Raw genomic sequence first — 17,484 nt, 5'->3', positions numbered from 1 at the left:
GTTCGTTGCGATCTACAGCAACACCCCGGACGCCCCGTTGTTCCGTCGCAGACCAAGCGGGGGGCCCTAATTGGCGAGGACCATCGCCGGCAGATCTGGTTGTGCCGTCTCGACCCCCGGGTCGAACATTAGGGTCCTTAATACCAGGGCAAGGAGAATGCAGATGAGCACGAGGAAGGCGACGCCGGCTTTGTTCACAACCAACTTCAGGCTTCGAATGTGGGCAGAAGTAGGCGGGCGAGCCCGCGAAGAACGCCGGTGGTCGCTTCCAGCACTATGTTAACCGCCGCAATAGAGTTTCAGTGAGGCTGCGCGCTTGCCAATCTCAACAGATCTCGCAACGGCGGAAGGGCTTTGCGTTGGGAGCTTGCCGCCGCTTGATTGCATCATGACTTCGAGGGCTTGCTCGAATTCTGTCAGATCAACGGTCTTCTTCTGCGCAAGAAACCAATCTGACGTTTTTTGCCGTATCATATTGCGAAATCCTGCCTCTACGGCGCCCTTGTACTTAAGTGGGGCAACCACGCGCATACGCGCCGGTTTCCCGTCGGACGTGCAACCGTAGACGAAAATGCCGTTCTTCGCGGCGATCGCGTTCTCGCTACAAAACGAGAGCACCCCGGCTATTAGCAATGTAGCAGTCAGCGTGGGTTTCACAATTGCCCCTCGAAATTTCCCCAAGCATAACGTTCACTCAACGGCGCAACAAATGCAAGTTGTGCCCCTGGAATGCGCGACCATGCAATGACCGCCGCCTATGCGGGAGGGTGGCCGCCTTCTTTCGCGGTCTATTGGCCGTCCGATTCCCTCAACGAGGTACGGCGTCTATGCGGTCGGTTTTGGCTGCGCTAGGCGGTGTTTCATAACCAGTGAAGATCGTCGGCGCGGGTCTGAAGGCCCAAACCATAAGGATGCCCACGGAAGCGATGAGTAGCGAGAAAACGAGACGACTTGACATGGTGCTTTCCTCCTAGTTGGAGCGCTGTGAATGCTGATGCATTCGTCGCCATTTGTCAGCTCGTCATTTCTGGCAAAGAGACGCGCAAGCGCCGTTTGAGCCTCGCGGTCCGTGCGGTTAGGGAGGGGTCGGTTGTGTCCGGTCGCCGCATGGCAACCCCAGAACAATAGCACAGTTATCGCCGTGTGGTCGCAATTAGATAAGCGCCGAAGTCTTCGTCAAATTACCAACTGCACGATATGAGCAAAGGGCGTCATTGCCCACTTGCCGCTGTTATCCTTCGCAGTTTTGTAGATGATGAAGTCGCGCCCAATAGTAAAGGGTCCGTGCATCGTAATCTCATTGCCGGTTGAGAGTATTGCCCGAAATTCGTTTGTGTGGCGCTGCTCAATTTGGCCCCTGATCAAATCGGATAGGTCCTGGTCCAAAATACTGGACTGCGTGTCTATCATTGGATTCCCCCGAATTGTTGCCGCCTAGATTTTGATGGCGCCACAAATCCCGACCGTAGGCAAGGGGCAGCCGTCAATGTCTCCGAGCGGTGGAGCGGCCGGCACGAGTTCGCAAAGAGTGAGCACCGGCAACGATGAGATAACCAGCGTTCGAGCACCAGTCGGTCTGGTCGTGTGGGCATGACAGGAGCGACTGGCGGCGAACCAGGACGGGCAGTTGAGAAAACACGCTCAACAATCTCAGTTACGATATCCGGCTTGTGCGGGAGATCCTCCAGTGCCTGGAAGAGAACGGTCGTGGTTCAAAGATCCGCTCGCCCAAAGCGTGAGGAAAAGAGCGTCAAATGGCGCGCTCGCCTGTTGTGGACTGTTGCTCAAACTTGCAAGCATTGTTCGGGCCCGATGCCTGCAAATGCAATCGTTGATAGCGAGCATATACACACTTATCCCGGTTTTTAGGCAGGTCGCTGAAGCGGCGGCCTCGATGCGCGCCGTGGAGGCAGGCCGACCAGGCCACCGACGCCCCCGGCAACTGCGCCAATCAGACCGACAAGTTCGGTGCCAAAGGATTGCCTCGAAGCGCGCCTGACGGGGCCATAAGTTTCGAGGTCATCGACGGGTCCGGAGGGGATTGCCAATCCAGACCCGGTACGTAACAGATAGGATAGGGGCCCTGGACCGCTTGACACATTGAGTGCATGACCGAGCCACCACTACTCGGTGTGCAGCAATAGATGGCTTAGCGCTTGCGGAAGAACTGTCCGGACCCTCCACGTTGGAACATAACTCGAATGTAGTACGCAGGACGCCCGTTTGGGTGAATTGCCTTGCATTTCTCAGATTGGCAAACTGCGCCTGCATTTACACAAACCGCTACCGATTTCGACGCTATCCACCTGCGTTCGCGGTTTATATTGGCGTGTAGATGCTTGATATAACATATATAATTATGCGCGCATGAGCCTCCGCTCGGTGTCCCAGCGGAGGCTCACCCTCTCAGGCGCGCCGTAGGTAAGCTCGGATTTGAAAACAAGAAACGGCGTCGCGGGTTCTAATTGGGCTCATCGGTTTAGGGATCCGACTAAGAGAAATGGCCCCGATGGCGTGGTGGGGGGGAAGCCTTGGGTCGTCGCCGAACTCGACGCTGTCGCGGCGATGGCCCCCGGCGTGAGCTTCTGGGCTATCAGACGGATCGTGTCCGTGATCATTTGCGATCTGGGTAAACAAAAAGGCCTCGTCGTATGGGCGCGACGAGGCCAGTTGGCTTCATAATCATGAAGCACGGGCGCGCTTTCAATCCCCGGAGGGCGGGGAGCGATATGCGCGTTATCTAATATAGAGCGCAGACGTTCCAGTGCGAGGGCTCCGGCGAGAAGAAATCGCCCGGCAATACAGGGCTGATGATTGGCGTCAATGTGAGCGCTAGTGCCGCGTCGTCTCGGCCGCAAGCTCTATGTATCGGCCGATCGACCAGAGGTAGGCGACGATCTCCAGCCTAAGAGGATCTCGGTCCCGGTATTTCTCCGTTATCCGACATACCTCTTCGGTTGCAGAACCCTTCACCTCGCCGATCACGTACATCTCATGTCCAATGGCCGTGATATCGCACCCAGCCGCGATCAACTCATTCACGAAATCCGGGATTTCATTCGAGGTCATCTGAGATCGTTGCATGCATTTTACCACTCAACCAGTAAAGGCGGAGGATCTTGGGTCTGACAACGGATTAGGACCTTTGCGGGAAAAGTATCAGACTAAAGTCCGGTGCGCCATTGGGACCAATTGCTCTCGCGCAGCAGAGGAAGGAAAACCTGGGAGCCAGGTACCAACCGCTGCGTCTGAAAACGGTTTAGTAACCCACCGACTCCTCGGAGGCGCTCCTCAGGTCGCTGCCGATTGACCCGACGTAGCTGATTATCTGCAGCCTCAGTGGATACGGTCGCCGTCCTTAGGGTTCCCCTTCGTAAAAAGAGAAGGCCCCGTCCGGGAGAGCGGGGCCTGAGGTCGGCGTAGTGCCAATAGGCTCCATTCCGGGGACTATCGATGGAGCTCGGCCTAGATCCGCGGGGGTAATGGATCATAGGCAACAGGAAACGCCCGGAGGCGCCGAACGTTCCTGACGCCAAAAAAAATGGCCCCAAAAGTGCAACCAACGGGGCCAAGAGGTTCAGTGTCCAATGAGCCCTCGCAGGGGAAGTGGATAGCTTGGGCTCGTTGTCGAAACCGCAATCCAGGGGACTTGTTCCGCGCCACCATGTCGAATCCTACAAATTGCGCACTGGGGAAGCCTGATCTGATACAGGCATGGTCACGAAACTCACAATAGGTGGCGCTGGGTTTTCAGAAAAGAGGCCGGGGCGCACCTTCATAGGTGCCCCACATGCACGTGCGGGCTGCGCAGAACAGCAAGAATTGGCCCCCTGGAGCTATCGGGGGCCAATTCCTCTCTCCGCAGGGCAATGGGAAAACCTGGGAGCAGACTACAAACTGCTGTCTTTGGAAACGGTTCCGTCGTGACGAGACATCTAGGACGAACTCTTCAGGTGTCTGCCGACACCGTTGGGGTGCCCATCACGTTTAAAGGACTTGGAACTTAATTGATCTACGATCCGCTGCGTGAGCACGGAGTCTTCCCGCTTGACGGGCAAGGTACGCAAAGTTGTCCATCGTCTTGTCGCTTTTGCGCTTCTTAGGCTTTTCGAAGCCGATCAGTGTTGACGGTCTTTGGATCCGGGCTTTCTGTGGGGGAAATCAGGGTGAGCGTACAAAGTGCGTTGGCAAAGCCCATGATCTTAACCGAAACAAACGCGCAATTGCATCATTCGACCGAATTTGGGTGAGCTATCTGTTTGGGGCCGTTGGACAATACGTCCCCGAACTGAGGAGATGCCAACTCGAGCCAGGGTCTTTCCTGTCCTTACCGACTGAAACTATTGCAGCGACGATTGTTCATAAGGCGGCACATGCCCGGTTTATCAACGTCGGCATTCCTTACGAAAAGCTTGCATCCGACAAGGGTTCCCCCACCCACGTCGAAACAGGGTTACTGCGACACCGCCCGCGAGCGCACTTGGAAAACAGGCGAGATCGCTAGTGTCGCCATTCGGCAAGCAAAATGGCCCCGTCATTCTCGACGGGGCCTAGAGCGCGCGTGCTATACCAACCGTGCTACACAAAAGGGGTCTCCATTCTTAAAAATTTCGATGAAGGCCCGCCTTGATCCGTTGGGCAGTGGATCATCAGCAATGCAAACAACGGCCGCGGATGCGGAATGTTCCTCTGCGCTGACCGATTGCGAATGAGATCGCTTGGTACGCCAATCGAATCGAATCAATTGTGGCGTTTAACTGGCTGTCGATAGTAAAGTGAACCTATCCACGAGTATTGCGTTAGGGCCAAGCGGTGCGTTGAGGAGGCGGTGCTGTGAACACGAAGCTCCATATCGACGGGTCATTTCAGGCCATGCGTCAGGCGATTGACGATGCGCGCCAGGCGTTCGCGAGCGGAGGCGCCGATCATCATCGCGACGCCCTACAATACCTCGGTCGCGTGGTAATGAACTCATTGGCCGAGATCATTGAAACTGACGGCGGCACAGATGGTTACCTCTACGACGCCGACGGCATCGCGCAGGATATCGAGGATTGCTACCAAAAGCTGGTAGAGGAGGAAGAGGCCGCGGAACCGGACAACGAAGCGCGGCAACCTACTCATGGAACTATGAACCTTCGACAGCAGGGAGTGGGGCGATGATCACTGGCTCGGATCTGCTGCAGATTTCCTTGGCACGCATCAACATGGAGCGCTCTGAACTCGAAGAGGCCGGGGTAATCGACAAGGGGATTGACGGCGATAGAGCGTGGTCCAACTTCGGACGGGACATCGATACTTTCATTATAAAGCTGCCCCAAAGTCGGCTCGCTGCGTTAGCCGCGATGATCCAGAGACGAGCAAATCGTCAACGTTGAATGGCTAGAACCCTTAGAAAGAAACCAACCTCCACGCCGCTGCCCGAACCGATGCCGCGGCGCGTCGAGCCATGCGTCGCTACCCTCGTCGATCAGCCGCCGAAAGGTCCGGAGTGGACCTTTGAGGTGAAGTGGGACGGGTATCGGCTGGCGATCCATGTCGAGCCAGGCGAGGTGAGGGCGATCACTCGCGGCGGATATGACTGGGCTAAGAAGTTCGGTTCCGTCGTCGCCGATGCGCGCGAGCTCGGCCATGCGACCATGATCATAGACGGCGAGGCGGTTGTTCTCGACGACCGGGGACGCTCGGATTTCGGGTTGGTGCAACGCGTGGTCGGGAGAAGGCCGAGCCTGCGCGATGCCGGAGAGATCATCTTCTTTGCCTTCGATCTTCTCTATCTAGACGGCCAGGACCTTCGGATGATGCCCCTGAGCGAGCGCCGGCAACTGCTCGAGCCGATCGTCGCCGGTAGGGCTGGCGCGATACGTTTCTCCGAGGAAGTCCAGGCTGACGGCGCCGAGTTCTTCCGCGCAGCTTGCGAACTCGGCCTTGAGGGCATCATCGCGAAGCGGCGGGACGCGCCCTATCGATCCGGGCGCCGGCCGGAATGGCTTAAGGTTAAATGTGCTTGGCGCGATTGGTTCGTGATCATAGGATATGAGCCCTCGACGATGCCGGGCGCGATCGGCCGCCTGCTTCTGGCGGCGAGGAAGGGGGACGAGCTCGTCTACGTCGGCGGGTGCGGAACGGGATGGAGCAACAACGAGTCGGTGCAGCTTCGCGAACTGCTCGACGCGATCCCGGCTAAGCGGCCACCGGTGGCACTCAAGCGCAGGGGCGCGATCTTCTCCGAACCGCTGCTAGTCGCCGAGGTCGAGTATCGGGCGTGGACGCAGGACGCGAAACTGCGCCATCCCTCATTTAAGAGCGTCGGCGAGCGGGCGGAGAAGGTCGAAGTTTACCATCTCGATTAAACGTCTGATCTTTTGGTCGCCGTGCTTGGTGAGGCAGTCAGTGCTCGTGCCCATGCCGACAAGTCGGGCAACAAATCTCCGACGGTTCCACCTCCACCGGCCGCCATCCCATAGTCGATCGGGTCGCAGAATTCCTTTAAGCGCGCTTCGAGGTCCAACTCATTACGCGTGCCGGTCATGTACAGTTCCAGCGCATATCGGGCCAAGCGTTCAGCCTCCTCGCTCTCGCGGCTTATTGCTCGCGCAATTGCGACCTTATCAAAGACCGATGAGACGACCGTAAAATCTTGAGGAAGAATGTATCCAGATTGGCGTGGAGAAAGCATAGCGCAATCCCTCCCTTAGGGCGAAAGCGCATATGATCTCCCAGCCGCCGGAGCCCTTCTTAAAGTCCAGCGATAGTCTCATAATGCGCCGTTGGAGGCGCATTGGAAATTAACTTTGACATGTGGAGCGGAATTCTCGTTTTTCCGCTCTTGGCTGTCAAATTTTCGGAAAATTGCGGCGCGCAGCATCCACTCTTTAGCATTGATGCGGATGCAAACTCGCGTCGCGGAATCCCGGAATAGTTCCCGAAGTCGGTGTGTCGACACCGCGCAAACGCTCTACGCTGGGCCGGATAGCCCCACGCTCCTAGGGACCTCGACACGTCATGATTGCTCGCTCATAGCTGCGTGCCGTATCGGCCATTCATGTTCGAGAAAATCCGGCGCGGTCGTAAAACGATGCGAAAATGCGGTTTGTTCCTGGCTGCAGGCGAACCGATAGCGGAACCGTCGAAGGTATCTCAAGAAGCGCTAAATATCCTCCTTCGGCAGCTAACGGGCTGAAAAATAAACTGAATTAGTCGTGTCGGGGGCGGGCTAGTACATACGCCGTACGGATTGCGACAACGCGGGAGGGGAAAAGCTGGTGCCGACACGATTAGGATCGTCATTCGAGCCGGTTGATATATTAGCAAAGCCGTACCGGAATTGTCGAAAGCGACCTTCCTTGCGGGCGGCTTTGTTCGTATCTGAGCGCATCGGCTTGGCCGATGGAGTTTTTCTTCCCCGCGTTCAGAGAGCCATCTGGGTGCGAACCTTGCCCCGCCTTCCCCGGCGGGGCCTTCTCTCCGCTTGGCGATTGTCCGTGCGCGAAGATTTCTGCCTCGTCGGCAGCGCCAGGGCGCGACGAAACCTGATCAACCGCGAGGTGTGAAAAAGCATGAGAAACCTGGTCGCAGGGAAGCTCCATGGCATTTATGTCACCGAGGCGAACCTCAACTATCATGGGTCGATCACTCTTGACCCGGACCACTGTGAGGAGGCCGGCATCTTGCCGATGGAGTTCGTCGAGATCTGGAACAAGAATTCCGGGGCGCGCATCTCCACCTACGTCATCCTCGGTGAACGCGGTTCTAGGTGCTGCATCCTCAATGGTGCGGCCGCACGCACATGCCAGCCCGGCGACCAGATCCTTATATGCAACTCCGTTTACCTCGACGAAAGCCGGCTTACTTCCTTGAAGCCGAAGGTACTGACCTTCGACGAGAACAACCGCGTGCAGGATCGCCTCAGCTACTCGGTTGAGGTCGATGCATCTGGCAAATTCACTTTCGAAATCCTCGACGAGGCCGAGACGGCATTGCCGATACCGCTTATGGTGTCCGGCAGCTGATTGGATTTGGCCAAGAGGCAAACCTGACGGCTGGGTCGTCGCCAAGGACAAAAACGCAGCGGTCGCGGCCTCGCCAGCAACACGGCGTTCGTTGCTGCTGAACCAGTTACCGACGACCTTGCCGCACGGGTGCAGGCTCTAGCCAAAAGCGCAATTTGGACGGCAGATTATCAAAGGCAGAACAAGGCTCAGGGAGGCGCTCATGACCGCATTCAATGTCGTCCGCTTCAAGGTCAAGCCGGGGATGGCTGAGGCTTTTCTCGGCGCTCACCGGGACATAGCTCAAAGCTGGTCGGGTCTGCGTCATGCCAACATCATCGAGGCTGGCGAGGGACGATACTGCATTATCGCGGAATGGGAGAGCATGGAAGCATTGGTGGCGAGCCGGCCGCAGATGGTCGCCACGCTTGACAGCTTTCGTGAGACGCTCGAGGACCTCGGAGGAGGGCTCGGCGTAACCGACCCAATTGCAGGCCTGGTCGTCCTATCCGTGAAATAAACCGGAAGCGGGTTTGCCGTGGCGATGCGTCGTTGGGCTCAACATTAGCCGGCGATGCCACAAGACCTGTCTCGTCGTTTAATTGCGCTTTGCCGTTCGGGCACGTTCGCGCAGCATTTTCAGGTGCCTCCGCCGGATGTCATCGATGGAAATGTCACCCGCAATCCAGAGTCTGAGCAGAGCCTGGAACTCGGCGGTGTGGTCAATTGCAATGCCCCTTGCTTGCCACTTGGCAATCACACGATCGGCGATTTCTTTGCGGGTGGCCACGTCCTTTCCCCTTTCTGGTCTGTCCATTCATTATGGCGCGGGGCGCCCCTGCGACGTCAGTAGCAAAGATTGGTCTGGGCACTCGCGCGCCGTCGAGGACTGCCGATAAGTGTTCGTCAGCCTTTCCGCAAGTTGCATTGCTTGCTGCGCGGTCAATCTGAACTGCAGCGCCGACACGTTTTCGAGATCCGGATCGGCGCTGAATTCGATCCTCAGGAAAAGCTCGCCCGTCTCGTCGATTGCAGTGTTCCAGCCGACGACCGTTGATGCCCTTATGTTGCCGTGACCGTCCGTATTCCAGTCGATCATATTCGAACCTTTCCTCTTCGGGAAACAAGGACGCAGAGTTGGTCATCGTATCGATGAGCCGAACTCATCCGTTCACGGCGATTGCGTCGCTCCAGAGCGCACTTCCCATGACCTGGACTACAACGGCAACGACGGTGGCCGCGACAGTGAGCGCGGCGCCAAGACGTGCAACCTTCATCCGGCGATGCCGCGCGCCGCTCCAGTCATAACTCATCGCTTAACCTTGCGCTTGTGGTTGAGAGGTGCCTGGCTTTATGGGCAAAACCGTAACCCGTGGGCGGGGTTACGGTTCTGAGTTGCCGCTGTACGCTGCAATGTGATTGGCGACTGAACACAGTTTGCAAGGTTATGGTTAATTAAGAGTTTACTGAATAAGGTTCCCTGCAAAGGCCGCCCGTTCGGTGATCACGATTTCCGATAGTTGATCGCCAACCCTCATTCGGTCGTTCGGTGTCCTGGCGGACGAGCAAGGTGTTTTAGAGCGCGAAGGCAAGCTGTGGCTTGCTTTCGATCGTTGCTTCATCGAGTGACGACAGTGTCACGCCCAGCAACCGAATGCCTTTTGGGGCAGGGAAGAGTGGAGACAACAGCATCGTCATGACCGCGGCAAGCTCTGCAGTACTTGCGATCGGTGCCGCTGTTGTCTTGCTCCTAGTGATCTGCGTGAAATCCGCCCATTTCACCTTGAGCGTCGCGGTCTTGGCGCGAATACCGTTCCCTTCGCAGTAGCGCCAGACCTTTTCGATCAGCGGTTCGAGGCCAGCCCTGGCGGTCTCGAAATCATGGACGTCCACGGAGAACGTGTCTTCCGCGCCGATGGACTTGCGCACCCGGTCGGCCTTCACCTGACGTTCGTCGACGCCGCGGGCGATCCAGTAGAAGTAAGGTCCCGATTTTCCGAAGTGTTGCTGCAAGAAGGCGATATCGTGATCCTTCAGATCGGCGCCCGTTTCAATCCCGAGCTTGTGCATGCGCTCGGCGGTTGCCGGACCGACGCCATGGAATTTTTTGACGGGCAGCGCCTCGACGAAGGCCGGACCGTTCTTTGGCGTGATGACGAAGAGGCCATCCGGTTTTCTCTGGTCGGACGCCATCTTGGCGAGGAACTTGTTATAGGAAACGCCGGCCGAAGCGGTCAGGCCTGTCCTTGCCTTGATCTTGGCGCGGATCTCCTCGGCGATCTCCGTCGCAAGTTCCATTCCCTTGAGGTTCTCGGTGACATCAAGATAGGCCTCGTCGAGCGAGAGCGGTTCGATGAGCGGCGTGTATTCGGCAAAGATCGCGTGGATCTGCTGTGAGACTGCGCGGTAAGCATCGAAGCGCGGCGTCACAAAAATCAGCTCCGGGCATTTCCGCTTGGCGGTGACCGACGGCATGGCCGAATGGACGCCGTATTTGCGCGCCTCGTAGCTTGCGGCAGCCACGACGCCGCGCGCCTCGCCAAAGCCAACGGCAATCGGAAGCCCGCGAAGTACGGGATTGTCCCGCTGCTCCACCGAGGCGTAGAAGGCATCCATGTCGACATGGATGATCTTTCGCGTGCGCTCAGAGCGTTCCATCACCGATCACGCGACCCAACGACTGGTCATAGCAGCAGGTCTTCTTCGGGCAGGGCAGCAGGAGGCTCGACGACAACAAGCATGTTGCCCGGAAGCGGCCGCTGCAGGTGCTTCACCTCGTCCCAGGATCCGGTGAGCCACAGATCGACCTCGTCAGGTGTGGTCAGGATCACCGGCATGGCCTTTTGATGGATTGGCGAGACGATCTCGTTCGGGGATGTGGTGAGGAAGCCGAAGAGCTCGTATTCGCGCTCACCATCGCGCACGCGCCTGACACCCTTCCATGGCGTCCAGAAGCCGGCGAAGAACATCAGCGGCCGCTCCTTAGTTCCGGCAAACCAGGCATTGGGGATTTTACCGCCGGGAACCTTGGCCGCCGGATCCGGCTCGGCGAAGGAGTTGAAGGGGACGACGCAGCGACTGGTCGCCCCGAGCCAGCGTCTCCAGTGCGGAGAGGCGACGTTTCGGATGTTGGTGACGCCGGGATCGTAGTTCTTCACGAAAGCGGGCGGCGAGGGCATGCCCCAGGTGACACGCGCGATCTCTCGCTCTCCGTCTTCGCCGACGCGGACTACGGGCGCCTGATAGCCGGGGTAGACGTCATAGGATGGCTGGTTCCAGCCTGCCTTGTCGCGGAATGCCTTGGTGAATGCGATCACGGCATCACGTGTCGTCGTGATGTTGTAGAGATTGCACAAAGTTCAGTCTCCCTTTCTCACCTAGCTTCATATCAACGACTGCTCGCTTCTGTCCCCGTTCCCCGGCATTCGATCTGTTCATTGCACCAAGCAGCGTGTCCGTGCTGGCGTCTCGATCGCAATCAACAGTCTCTTTTCTGAACTTCGTTGACTCGCAACTCAAATAGGAACAAATAGAGAACATATCAACAGGAAGCGCTAATGCATAGCCCTAAGGAGTTGTTCCTTCCAAAATGCCCCGTCCAGTCGACAATACCGTCGTCTCAGAACTTCGCGAGCGCATCCAGCGCCTTGAAGGCGCAAGCGGCCGTGGACGACAGGTGCTGCCGTTTGGTGTCACCGAGATTGATCGGCGATTGCCGGGTGGGGGGCTTGTACTCGGCTCGTTGCATGAGGTCGCCGGCGGCGGCAACGGTGCGATCGACGGTGCGGCGGCGGCTCTCTTTTGCGCGGGCATTGCCGCCCGCTCGAAAGGCAAGGTGCTCTGGTGTGTGACGCGGCCCGATCTCTTCGCGCCGGCGCTGGCTCAAGTCGGTCTTTCGCCGAGCCGCGTCATCTATGTGGAGGCCGGCGACGAAAAGGCGCTTCTTTCCTGCATGGAAGAGGGGCTTCGCCACGGCGGCCTCGGTGCCGTCGTCGGCGAGCTCGCGCGCCTTTCGATGACCGCCTCGCGCCGCTTGCAGCTTGCAGCCGAGAGTTCCGGCACGTTGGGCATTGCGATCCGCCGCTGGCGACGACAGGCCGAAGCCTCGGATTTCGGGCAGCCGACGGCATCGGTCACGCGCTGGCGCGTGTCCGTCCTGCCATCCGTCCCCTTGCCGGTTCCAGGCGTCGGCCGCGCGCGCTGGCTCGTCGAACTCATCCGCTGCCGTGCCGGCGAAAGTGCAGATTTCGAAGTGGAGGCCCCAGATGCCAAGGGTCGTATCGCTCTTCCTTCCGAGCTGGCCCACGGATCGCCTGAGGCGCAAGCTCGGCGACGCAGCGCCGCCGGCTGAAACGCCTCTCGTCCTCGTCGGTCGCGAACAGCGAAGGCGTGTGGTGCTCTCGGTAAATGCCGCGGCGATTGCCGCAGGCCTGAGACCCCGCATGGCCGCCACGAAAGCCCAGGCGCTCGTCGCAGGTCTTGTCGTCATGGACGCCGATCCGGCCGCCGATCAAGAAGCGCTCGAACGCCTGGCGCTCTGGGCGCTGCAGCGCTATGCGCCGATCGTAGCCGCCGATCCGCCCGATGGCCTGGTGATCGATACGACCGGTGCCGATCACCTGCATGGCGGCGAGGACCTGATGCTGTCAGGCATGGTCAACCGGTTCTTCGGATCCGGCATCGAGGCGCGGGCTGCGGTTGCCGATACCTGGGGGGCGGCCCATGCCGGCGCCCGGTTTCTCGCTCATCCGACGCTGGTCGTCGCTCCGGGGGCGCAGCAGGAAACCATCCGTAACCTGCCCGTCGCAGCGCTTCGCCTCGATCCTGCAATCGTCCATGGCCTTCGCGTGCTGGGCTTCAACACGATCGGTGAGGTGGCCGGCGTGCCGCGGGCGCCGCTTGCCCTTCGATTTGGACCCGAACTTGGCCGTCGCCTCGACCAGGCCATGGGAAAGGTTGCCGAGCCGATCGATCCGGTCCGCACGCCTGAACTTATCGAAGTTCGCCGTTCCTTCGGTGAACCGATTGCGGCCGCCGAGACGATTGCGCGCTATGCCGCGAAGCTTGTGGGCGCGCTCTGTCGGGTACTGGAAGAAAGAGGCCTCGGCGCGCGGCGCGTCGACCTTCTCTTCCATCGCGTTGATAACACCTACCAGGCGATCCGCGCAGGCACCGCGACGCCCGTTCGCGACGCCAAGCGCCTGATCCGGCTCATCACTGATAGGATCGAGACGATCGATCCGGGCTTCGGGATCGAAATCATGTCGCTGACGGCGACCCACGCCGAGCCGCTGGTGGCAAGCCAGGTCGTTTCCTCGCTGGTCGAGGAACCGGAGGCCGATGTTTCCGGCCTCATCGACATCCTGGGAAACCGCATCGGCGCACGCCGGCTCTATCGTTTTCAACCGGTAGCCAGCGACGTGCCCGAACGCTCCATCAACCGCATCGCGCCGATGGCGCCGGACGAAGGTCTCGCCTGGCCCGGCCATTGGCCAAGACCGGTGCGCTTGCTTCTCCATCCTGAAGCGATCGAGACGATGGCGCTTCTGCCCGATCATCCGCCGGTCAGTTTCACATGGCGTGGTGTGCGCCGACGGGTGAAACGTGCCGACGGCCCCGAACGCGTCTTCGGCGAGTGGTGGAAGGGCGATGCCGAGCTCGTCGCCGTACGCGACTATTTCCAGGTCGAGGATGAGGCCGGCGAGCGCTACTGGATTTATCGCGCCGGCGACGGCGAACACAGCGAGACCGGCAGCCACCAATGGTTCCTGCACGGGATCTTCGGATGACGACGCCGCCTTATGCCGAGCTGCAGGTGACCTCGCATTTCTCCTTCCTGCGCGGCGCATCCTCCTGCGAAGAGCTATTCCAACGTGCCGCTGAACTTAGGCTCGAAGCACTGGCCATTGCCGATCGCAACAGCCTCGCCGGCATCGTGCGAGCGCACCAGGCGGCCAAGGATGTCGGCGTGCGGCTGGTCGTCGGCTGCCGCCTCGATCTTGAAGGCGATCTATCGGTTCTCGTCTTTCCGACCGACCGGCCCGCGTATGCGCGGCTTTGCCGGCTGCTATCGCTCGGCAAGAAGCGCGGCGGCAAGGCGAAATGCCGGCTTGCCTGGTCCGATCTCGTTGCCTATGGCGAGGGACTGATCGCGGTTCTCCTTCCCGATGCCGCTGACGAGGACTGCGCGCGGGAACTGCGCCGTTTGAGGCAAGAATTCGGCGACCGCGCCTACTTGGCGCTGACACTCCGCCGCCGGCCGAACGACCAGCTGCGCCTTCATCAGCTCTCCAACCTGGCAGCTTCAATCGGCGTGCCGACGGTCGTCACCAACGACGTGCTGTTTCATGTGCCGGACCGGCGCATCCTGCAGGATGTCGTCACCTGCATTCGCCACAACATCATGATCGACGAGGCCGGTTTCCGCCGCGAGCGCCACGCCGACCGCTACCTGAAGCCGCCCGAGGAAATGGCGCGGCTCTTTGCGCGCTACCCCGAAGCGCTTACCCGCACCATCGAGATCCTGGAGCGATGCCGGTTTTCGCTCGACGAGCTCGCCTATCAATATCCGGAGGAGCGATCCAATCCTGCACTGACAGCCCAAGAGACACTGGCGCAACTGACCTGGGAAGGTGCAGCCTGGCGTTACCCAGAAGGGTTGCCGGAAAAAGTCCGCAAGAACCTCGAGCACGAACTGCGGCTGATCGAGAAGCTTCAATATGCGTCCTACTTCCTGACAGTGAATTCGATCGTGCGTTTTGCCCGTTCAAGGGACATTCTATGCCAGGGCAGAGGATCGGCCGCCAATTCGTCTGTCTGTTATGTGCTCGGCATCACCTCGATCGACCCTGAAATCAACGACCTCCTGTTCGAGCGCTTCGTCTCCGAGGAACGGCGCGAGCCGCCTGACATTGACGTCGACTTCGAGCACGAGCGCCGCGAGATCGTCATGCAATGGGTCTTCGAGACCTATGGCCGTGATCATGCGGCCCTTTGCTCCACGGTCATCCGCTATCGGTCGAAAGGCGCCATCCGCGATGTCGGCAAGGCGCTGGGGCTGCCCGAGGACATGACGAAGATGCTGTCGTCGCAGGTCTGGGGCTGGGGCGAGGACATCGGCGAAAAACATGCCGAGGAACTCAATCTCAACCTGTCCGATCGGCGCCTGCGCCTCACGCTCGATCTGGCCCGGCAGCTGATGGGGGCGCCGCGTCACCTGTCGCAGCATCCGGGCGGCTTCGTCCTGACGAACGATCGCCTCGACGAGCTCGTCCCGATCGAGCCGGCGGCCATGGCTGACCGGCAGGTGATCGAATGGGACAAGGACGATATCGATATCCTGAAATTCATGAAGGTCGATTGCCTGGCGCTCGGCATGCTCTCGTGCATGAAGCGCGGCTTTGACCTGCTCGCCGAACACAAGGGCATCAATCTCGATCTCGCGAGCATCCCGGCCGAAGATCCGCGCACTTACGCCATGATCCGGCGTGCCGACACGCTCGGCACCTTCCAGATCGAGAGCCGCGCGCAGATGTCGATGCTGCCGAGGATCAAGCCGCGCACCTTCTATGACCTCGTCATCGAGGTGGCGATCGTGCGCCCCGGCCCGATCCAGGGCGACATGGTGCATCCCTATCTTCGCCGGCGCGAGGGCAAGGAGGCGGTGGTATACCCGAAGCCGGAACTGGAGCAGGTGCTTGGAAAGACGCTCGGTGTGCCGCTCTTCCAGGAACAGGCAATGCGGGTCGCCATCGAATGCGCCGGGTTCACGCCGGGCGAAGCCGATCAATTGCGCCGCGCCATGGCAACGTTTAAGCATACCGGCGGCGTTTCGAAGTTCGGCGAGAAGCTGGTTCGGGGAATGGTCGCTAACGGCTATGAGCCGGACTTTGCGATTAAGACCTTCAAGCAGCTCGAAGGTTTCGGCAGCTACGGCTTTCCGGAAAGCCATGCCGCGTCCTTCGCGCTGATTGCCTATGCCTCCTCCTGGCTCAAATGCTGGCACCCGGATGTCTTCTGTGCGGCTCTCCTGAATGCCCAACCGATGGGCTTTTACGCCCCGGCCCAGATCATGCGGGACGCGCGCGACCATGGCGTCGAGGTCCGGCCTGTGTGTGTGAACGCCAGCCGCTGGGATTGCACGCTTGAGGCAACAGCGGATGAAACTCGCTTTGCCGTCCGTCTTGGTCTTCGCATGGTCAAGGGACTGGCGAATATCGATGCAGCAGCGATCATTGCGGTGCGCGAGGAGCGAGCTTTCGAGAGCGTCGACGATCTTTGGCGTCGGGCAGGGGTGCCGGCCGGCTCGCTCGTGCAGCTTGCCGAGGCCGATGCCTTCCAGCCTTCACTGAGGCTTGCCCGGCGCGAGGCACTTTGGGCGATCAAGGCATTGCGCGACGAGCCGCTGCCGCTCTTTGCCGCGGCATCTGCCCGTGAAAGTCGGACCGTTGCCGAACTCGATGAGCCATCAGTGGCGCTAAGGCCGATGACTGCGGGCGGCGAAGTGGTGGAGGACTATGGGCATGTCGGGCTGACGCTGCGCGACCATCCGCTCTCGTTCCTGCGCGCGGATCTGACGAAGCGCCGCATCGTCACCTGCCGGGAGGCGATGCAGACGCGTGACGGCAGGTGGCTTGAGGCGGCCGGCCTGGTGCTTGTCCGCCAGCGGCCGGGCTCCGCCAAAGGCGTGATGTTCATCACGATCGAGGACGAGACGGGCATTGCCAATCTGGTTGTCTGGGCCAAGACCTTCGAAAGCTATCGCCGCGTGGTCCTCGGGGCCGGCATGCTCGGCGTCTATGGTCGTATTCAGCGAGAAGGCGAGGTCGTGCATCTGGTCGCCCATCGGCTGACCGATTTGTCAGGCGAACTTGCCAGCGTCGGCGAGCGGGATGCCAGCTTTCCGCTTCCGCATGGGCGGGGGGATGAATTTCATCATGGGGCGCCGGCGCCCGACCCGCGCGGCCTGCCGAAGGGGCCGCGTCCGCGCGATATCGTCGATCCCTATCTGCATCTCGATCAGATCAAGGTGAAGACGCGCGATTTCCGGTGAGAAGTGTTTTCTTGGAATCCTCGAAAGCCGGTTCACTGCTTCGTGCGGCCCGAAGTGCCGACGCTCGGCGAGGCGTGGGATGAGGTATCGCCCCACTCGGGGCGGTTCCCCCATGCCGCACCAAGCTCTGGCTAACGTTTGCCTAGCCTCGTCCGCCCCGCAGCCCGAATTGAGAGAGATGAGTCAGACGAGAGTCCGATAAGTCCAGAGCCAATGGCCACTTCGAGGGTCTGGCTGTATTCACTTCCCGCGAGCCCTTGTTTCTTGGCATGATTTTCAGCGGCGCCGCGTGAGACGGATGGCGACACGCCATACCGCACACTGTGGAAGGCGCCCAGAATAATAAGAAGTTTTTCGTCCAAGCTCTTCATAGTTTACCTTCAATCTATCTTGTGATGGAGGCGGCAATGGCGACCACTGGTGGACGGCATTGGACTCACC

General features: G+C 59.7%; 17 protein-coding genes. 8 read left to right on the top strand and 9 right to left on the bottom strand.

Features of this window, described 5'->3' with window-relative positions:
* Positions 1–279: 279 nt before the first annotated feature.
* The 3 genes from ASE71_RS06460 to ASE71_RS06450 all read right to left on the bottom strand — a co-directional run bounded on the left by ASE71_RS06460 (position 280) and on the right by ASE71_RS06450 (position 3,069).
* On the bottom strand, positions 280–657 hold the full coding sequence (locus tag ASE71_RS06460; protein WP_060634941.1) for a hypothetical protein: 378 nt from the start codon (positions 655–657) through the stop codon (positions 280–282).
* A gap of 519 nt (positions 658–1,176) precedes the next feature.
* Positions 1,177–1,410, bottom strand: coding sequence for a hypothetical protein (locus ASE71_RS37475; RefSeq protein ID WP_034800367.1), 234 nt, complete (start codon positions 1,408–1,410; stop codon positions 1,177–1,179).
* Between the two features lie 1,422 nt (positions 1,411–2,832).
* Positions 2,833–3,069, bottom strand: a complete 237-nt coding sequence (locus tag ASE71_RS06450) for a hypothetical protein (RefSeq protein ID WP_060520263.1) — start codon at positions 3,067–3,069, stop codon at positions 2,833–2,835.
* 1,764 nt (positions 3,070–4,833) lie between these two features.
* Here ASE71_RS06450 and ASE71_RS06445 point away from each other — a divergent pair.
* The 3 genes from ASE71_RS06445 to ligD are packed head-to-tail and all read left to right on the top strand — an operon-like array spanning position 4,834 to position 6,353.
* Complete coding sequence (locus tag ASE71_RS06445) at positions 4,834–5,163, top strand: hypothetical protein (protein ID WP_034800371.1); 330 nt, start codon at positions 4,834–4,836, stop codon at positions 5,161–5,163.
* The gene (locus ASE71_RS06440) at positions 5,160–5,378 is read left to right on the top strand and encodes a hypothetical protein (RefSeq protein WP_051659543.1); all 219 of its coding nucleotides are present in this window, start codon (positions 5,160–5,162) and stop codon (positions 5,376–5,378) included. Before ASE71_RS06445 ends, ASE71_RS06440 begins: the two co-directional genes overlap by 4 nt.
* Entirely contained in the window at positions 5,379–6,353 is a 975-nt protein-coding gene (gene ligD / locus ASE71_RS06435) for a non-homologous end-joining DNA ligase (protein ID WP_034800373.1), read from the top strand.
* On the opposite strand, the gene ASE71_RS06430 is transcribed toward ligD, so the two are convergent.
* The gene (locus tag ASE71_RS06430) at positions 6,350–6,679 is read right to left on the bottom strand and encodes a hypothetical protein (RefSeq protein WP_034800375.1); all 330 of its coding nucleotides are present in this window, start codon (positions 6,677–6,679) and stop codon (positions 6,350–6,352) included. The two genes, ligD and ASE71_RS06430, sit on opposite strands and share 4 nt — an antisense overlap.
* An 880-nt stretch (positions 6,680–7,559) precedes the next feature.
* On the opposite strand from ASE71_RS06430, the gene panD reads away from it, so the two are divergent.
* Together panD and ASE71_RS06420 are read left to right on the top strand one after the other, a co-directional pair.
* On the top strand, positions 7,560–8,012 hold the full coding sequence (panD, locus tag ASE71_RS06425; protein ID WP_060520191.1) for an aspartate 1-decarboxylase: 453 nt from the start codon (positions 7,560–7,562) through the stop codon (positions 8,010–8,012).
* A gap of 202 nt (positions 8,013–8,214) precedes the next feature.
* The gene (locus ASE71_RS06420; protein ID WP_034800376.1) at positions 8,215–8,511 is read left to right on the top strand and encodes an antibiotic biosynthesis monooxygenase; all 297 of its coding nucleotides are present in this window, start codon (positions 8,215–8,217) and stop codon (positions 8,509–8,511) included.
* Positions 8,512–8,589: 78 nt separating this feature from the next.
* Here the strand turns inward: ASE71_RS06420 and ASE71_RS06415 are convergent, their stop codons facing one another.
* The 5 genes from ASE71_RS06415 to ASE71_RS06400 all read right to left on the bottom strand — a co-directional run bounded on the left by ASE71_RS06415 (position 8,590) and on the right by ASE71_RS06400 (position 11,347).
* Complete coding sequence (locus tag ASE71_RS06415; protein ID WP_034800379.1) at positions 8,590–8,781, bottom strand: hypothetical protein; 192 nt, start codon at positions 8,779–8,781, stop codon at positions 8,590–8,592.
* A gap of 30 nt (positions 8,782–8,811) precedes the next feature.
* Positions 8,812–9,090 (bottom strand): hypothetical protein, encoded by a 279-nt coding sequence (locus ASE71_RS06410; protein WP_034800382.1) that lies wholly within the window; start codon positions 9,088–9,090, stop codon positions 8,812–8,814.
* A 64-nt stretch (positions 9,091–9,154) separates the two neighbouring features.
* A complete protein-coding gene (locus ASE71_RS36370) occupies positions 9,155–9,304 on the bottom strand; it encodes a hypothetical protein (RefSeq protein WP_164475055.1) in 150 nt (49 codons plus the stop codon).
* A 262-nt stretch (positions 9,305–9,566) separates the two neighbouring features.
* A complete protein-coding gene (dinB, locus tag ASE71_RS06405; RefSeq protein WP_034800385.1) occupies positions 9,567–10,649 on the bottom strand; it encodes a DNA polymerase IV in 1,083 nt (360 codons plus the stop codon).
* A gap of 26 nt (positions 10,650–10,675) precedes the next feature.
* The gene (locus ASE71_RS06400; protein ID WP_060520190.1) at positions 10,676–11,347 is read right to left on the bottom strand and encodes an SOS response-associated peptidase; all 672 of its coding nucleotides are present in this window, start codon (positions 11,345–11,347) and stop codon (positions 10,676–10,678) included.
* A gap of 233 nt (positions 11,348–11,580) precedes the next feature.
* Here ASE71_RS06400 and ASE71_RS06395 point away from each other — a divergent pair, with 233 nt between their 5' ends.
* From ASE71_RS06395 to ASE71_RS06385, 3 genes are read left to right on the top strand one after another with little or no spacing between them, the layout of a single operon-like run.
* The gene (locus tag ASE71_RS06395; RefSeq protein ID WP_034800432.1) at positions 11,581–12,342 is read left to right on the top strand and encodes an ImuA family protein; all 762 of its coding nucleotides are present in this window, start codon (positions 11,581–11,583) and stop codon (positions 12,340–12,342) included.
* Positions 12,257–13,780 carry a DUF6504 family protein gene (locus ASE71_RS06390; RefSeq protein ID WP_060520189.1) on the top strand — a complete coding sequence of 508 codons (1,524 nt, stop codon included), beginning with the start codon at positions 12,257–12,259 and terminating at the stop codon, positions 13,778–13,780. Before ASE71_RS06395 ends, ASE71_RS06390 begins: the two co-directional genes overlap by 86 nt.
* Positions 13,777–17,043 (top strand): error-prone DNA polymerase, encoded by a 3,267-nt coding sequence (locus ASE71_RS06385; protein ID WP_060520188.1) that lies wholly within the window; start codon positions 13,777–13,779, stop codon positions 17,041–17,043. The genes ASE71_RS06390 and ASE71_RS06385 overlap by 4 nt, the downstream gene beginning before the upstream one ends.
* The last annotated feature ends 441 nt before the right edge of the window (positions 17,044–17,484 follow it).

This window comes from Ensifer sp. Root954 (assembly GCF_001429005.1).
Lineage (GTDB): Bacteria > Pseudomonadota > Alphaproteobacteria > Rhizobiales > Rhizobiaceae > Ensifer > Ensifer adhaerens.
Note: the sequence above shows the minus strand (reverse complement) of the source record. Positions and strands in the feature narration are given on the sequence as shown.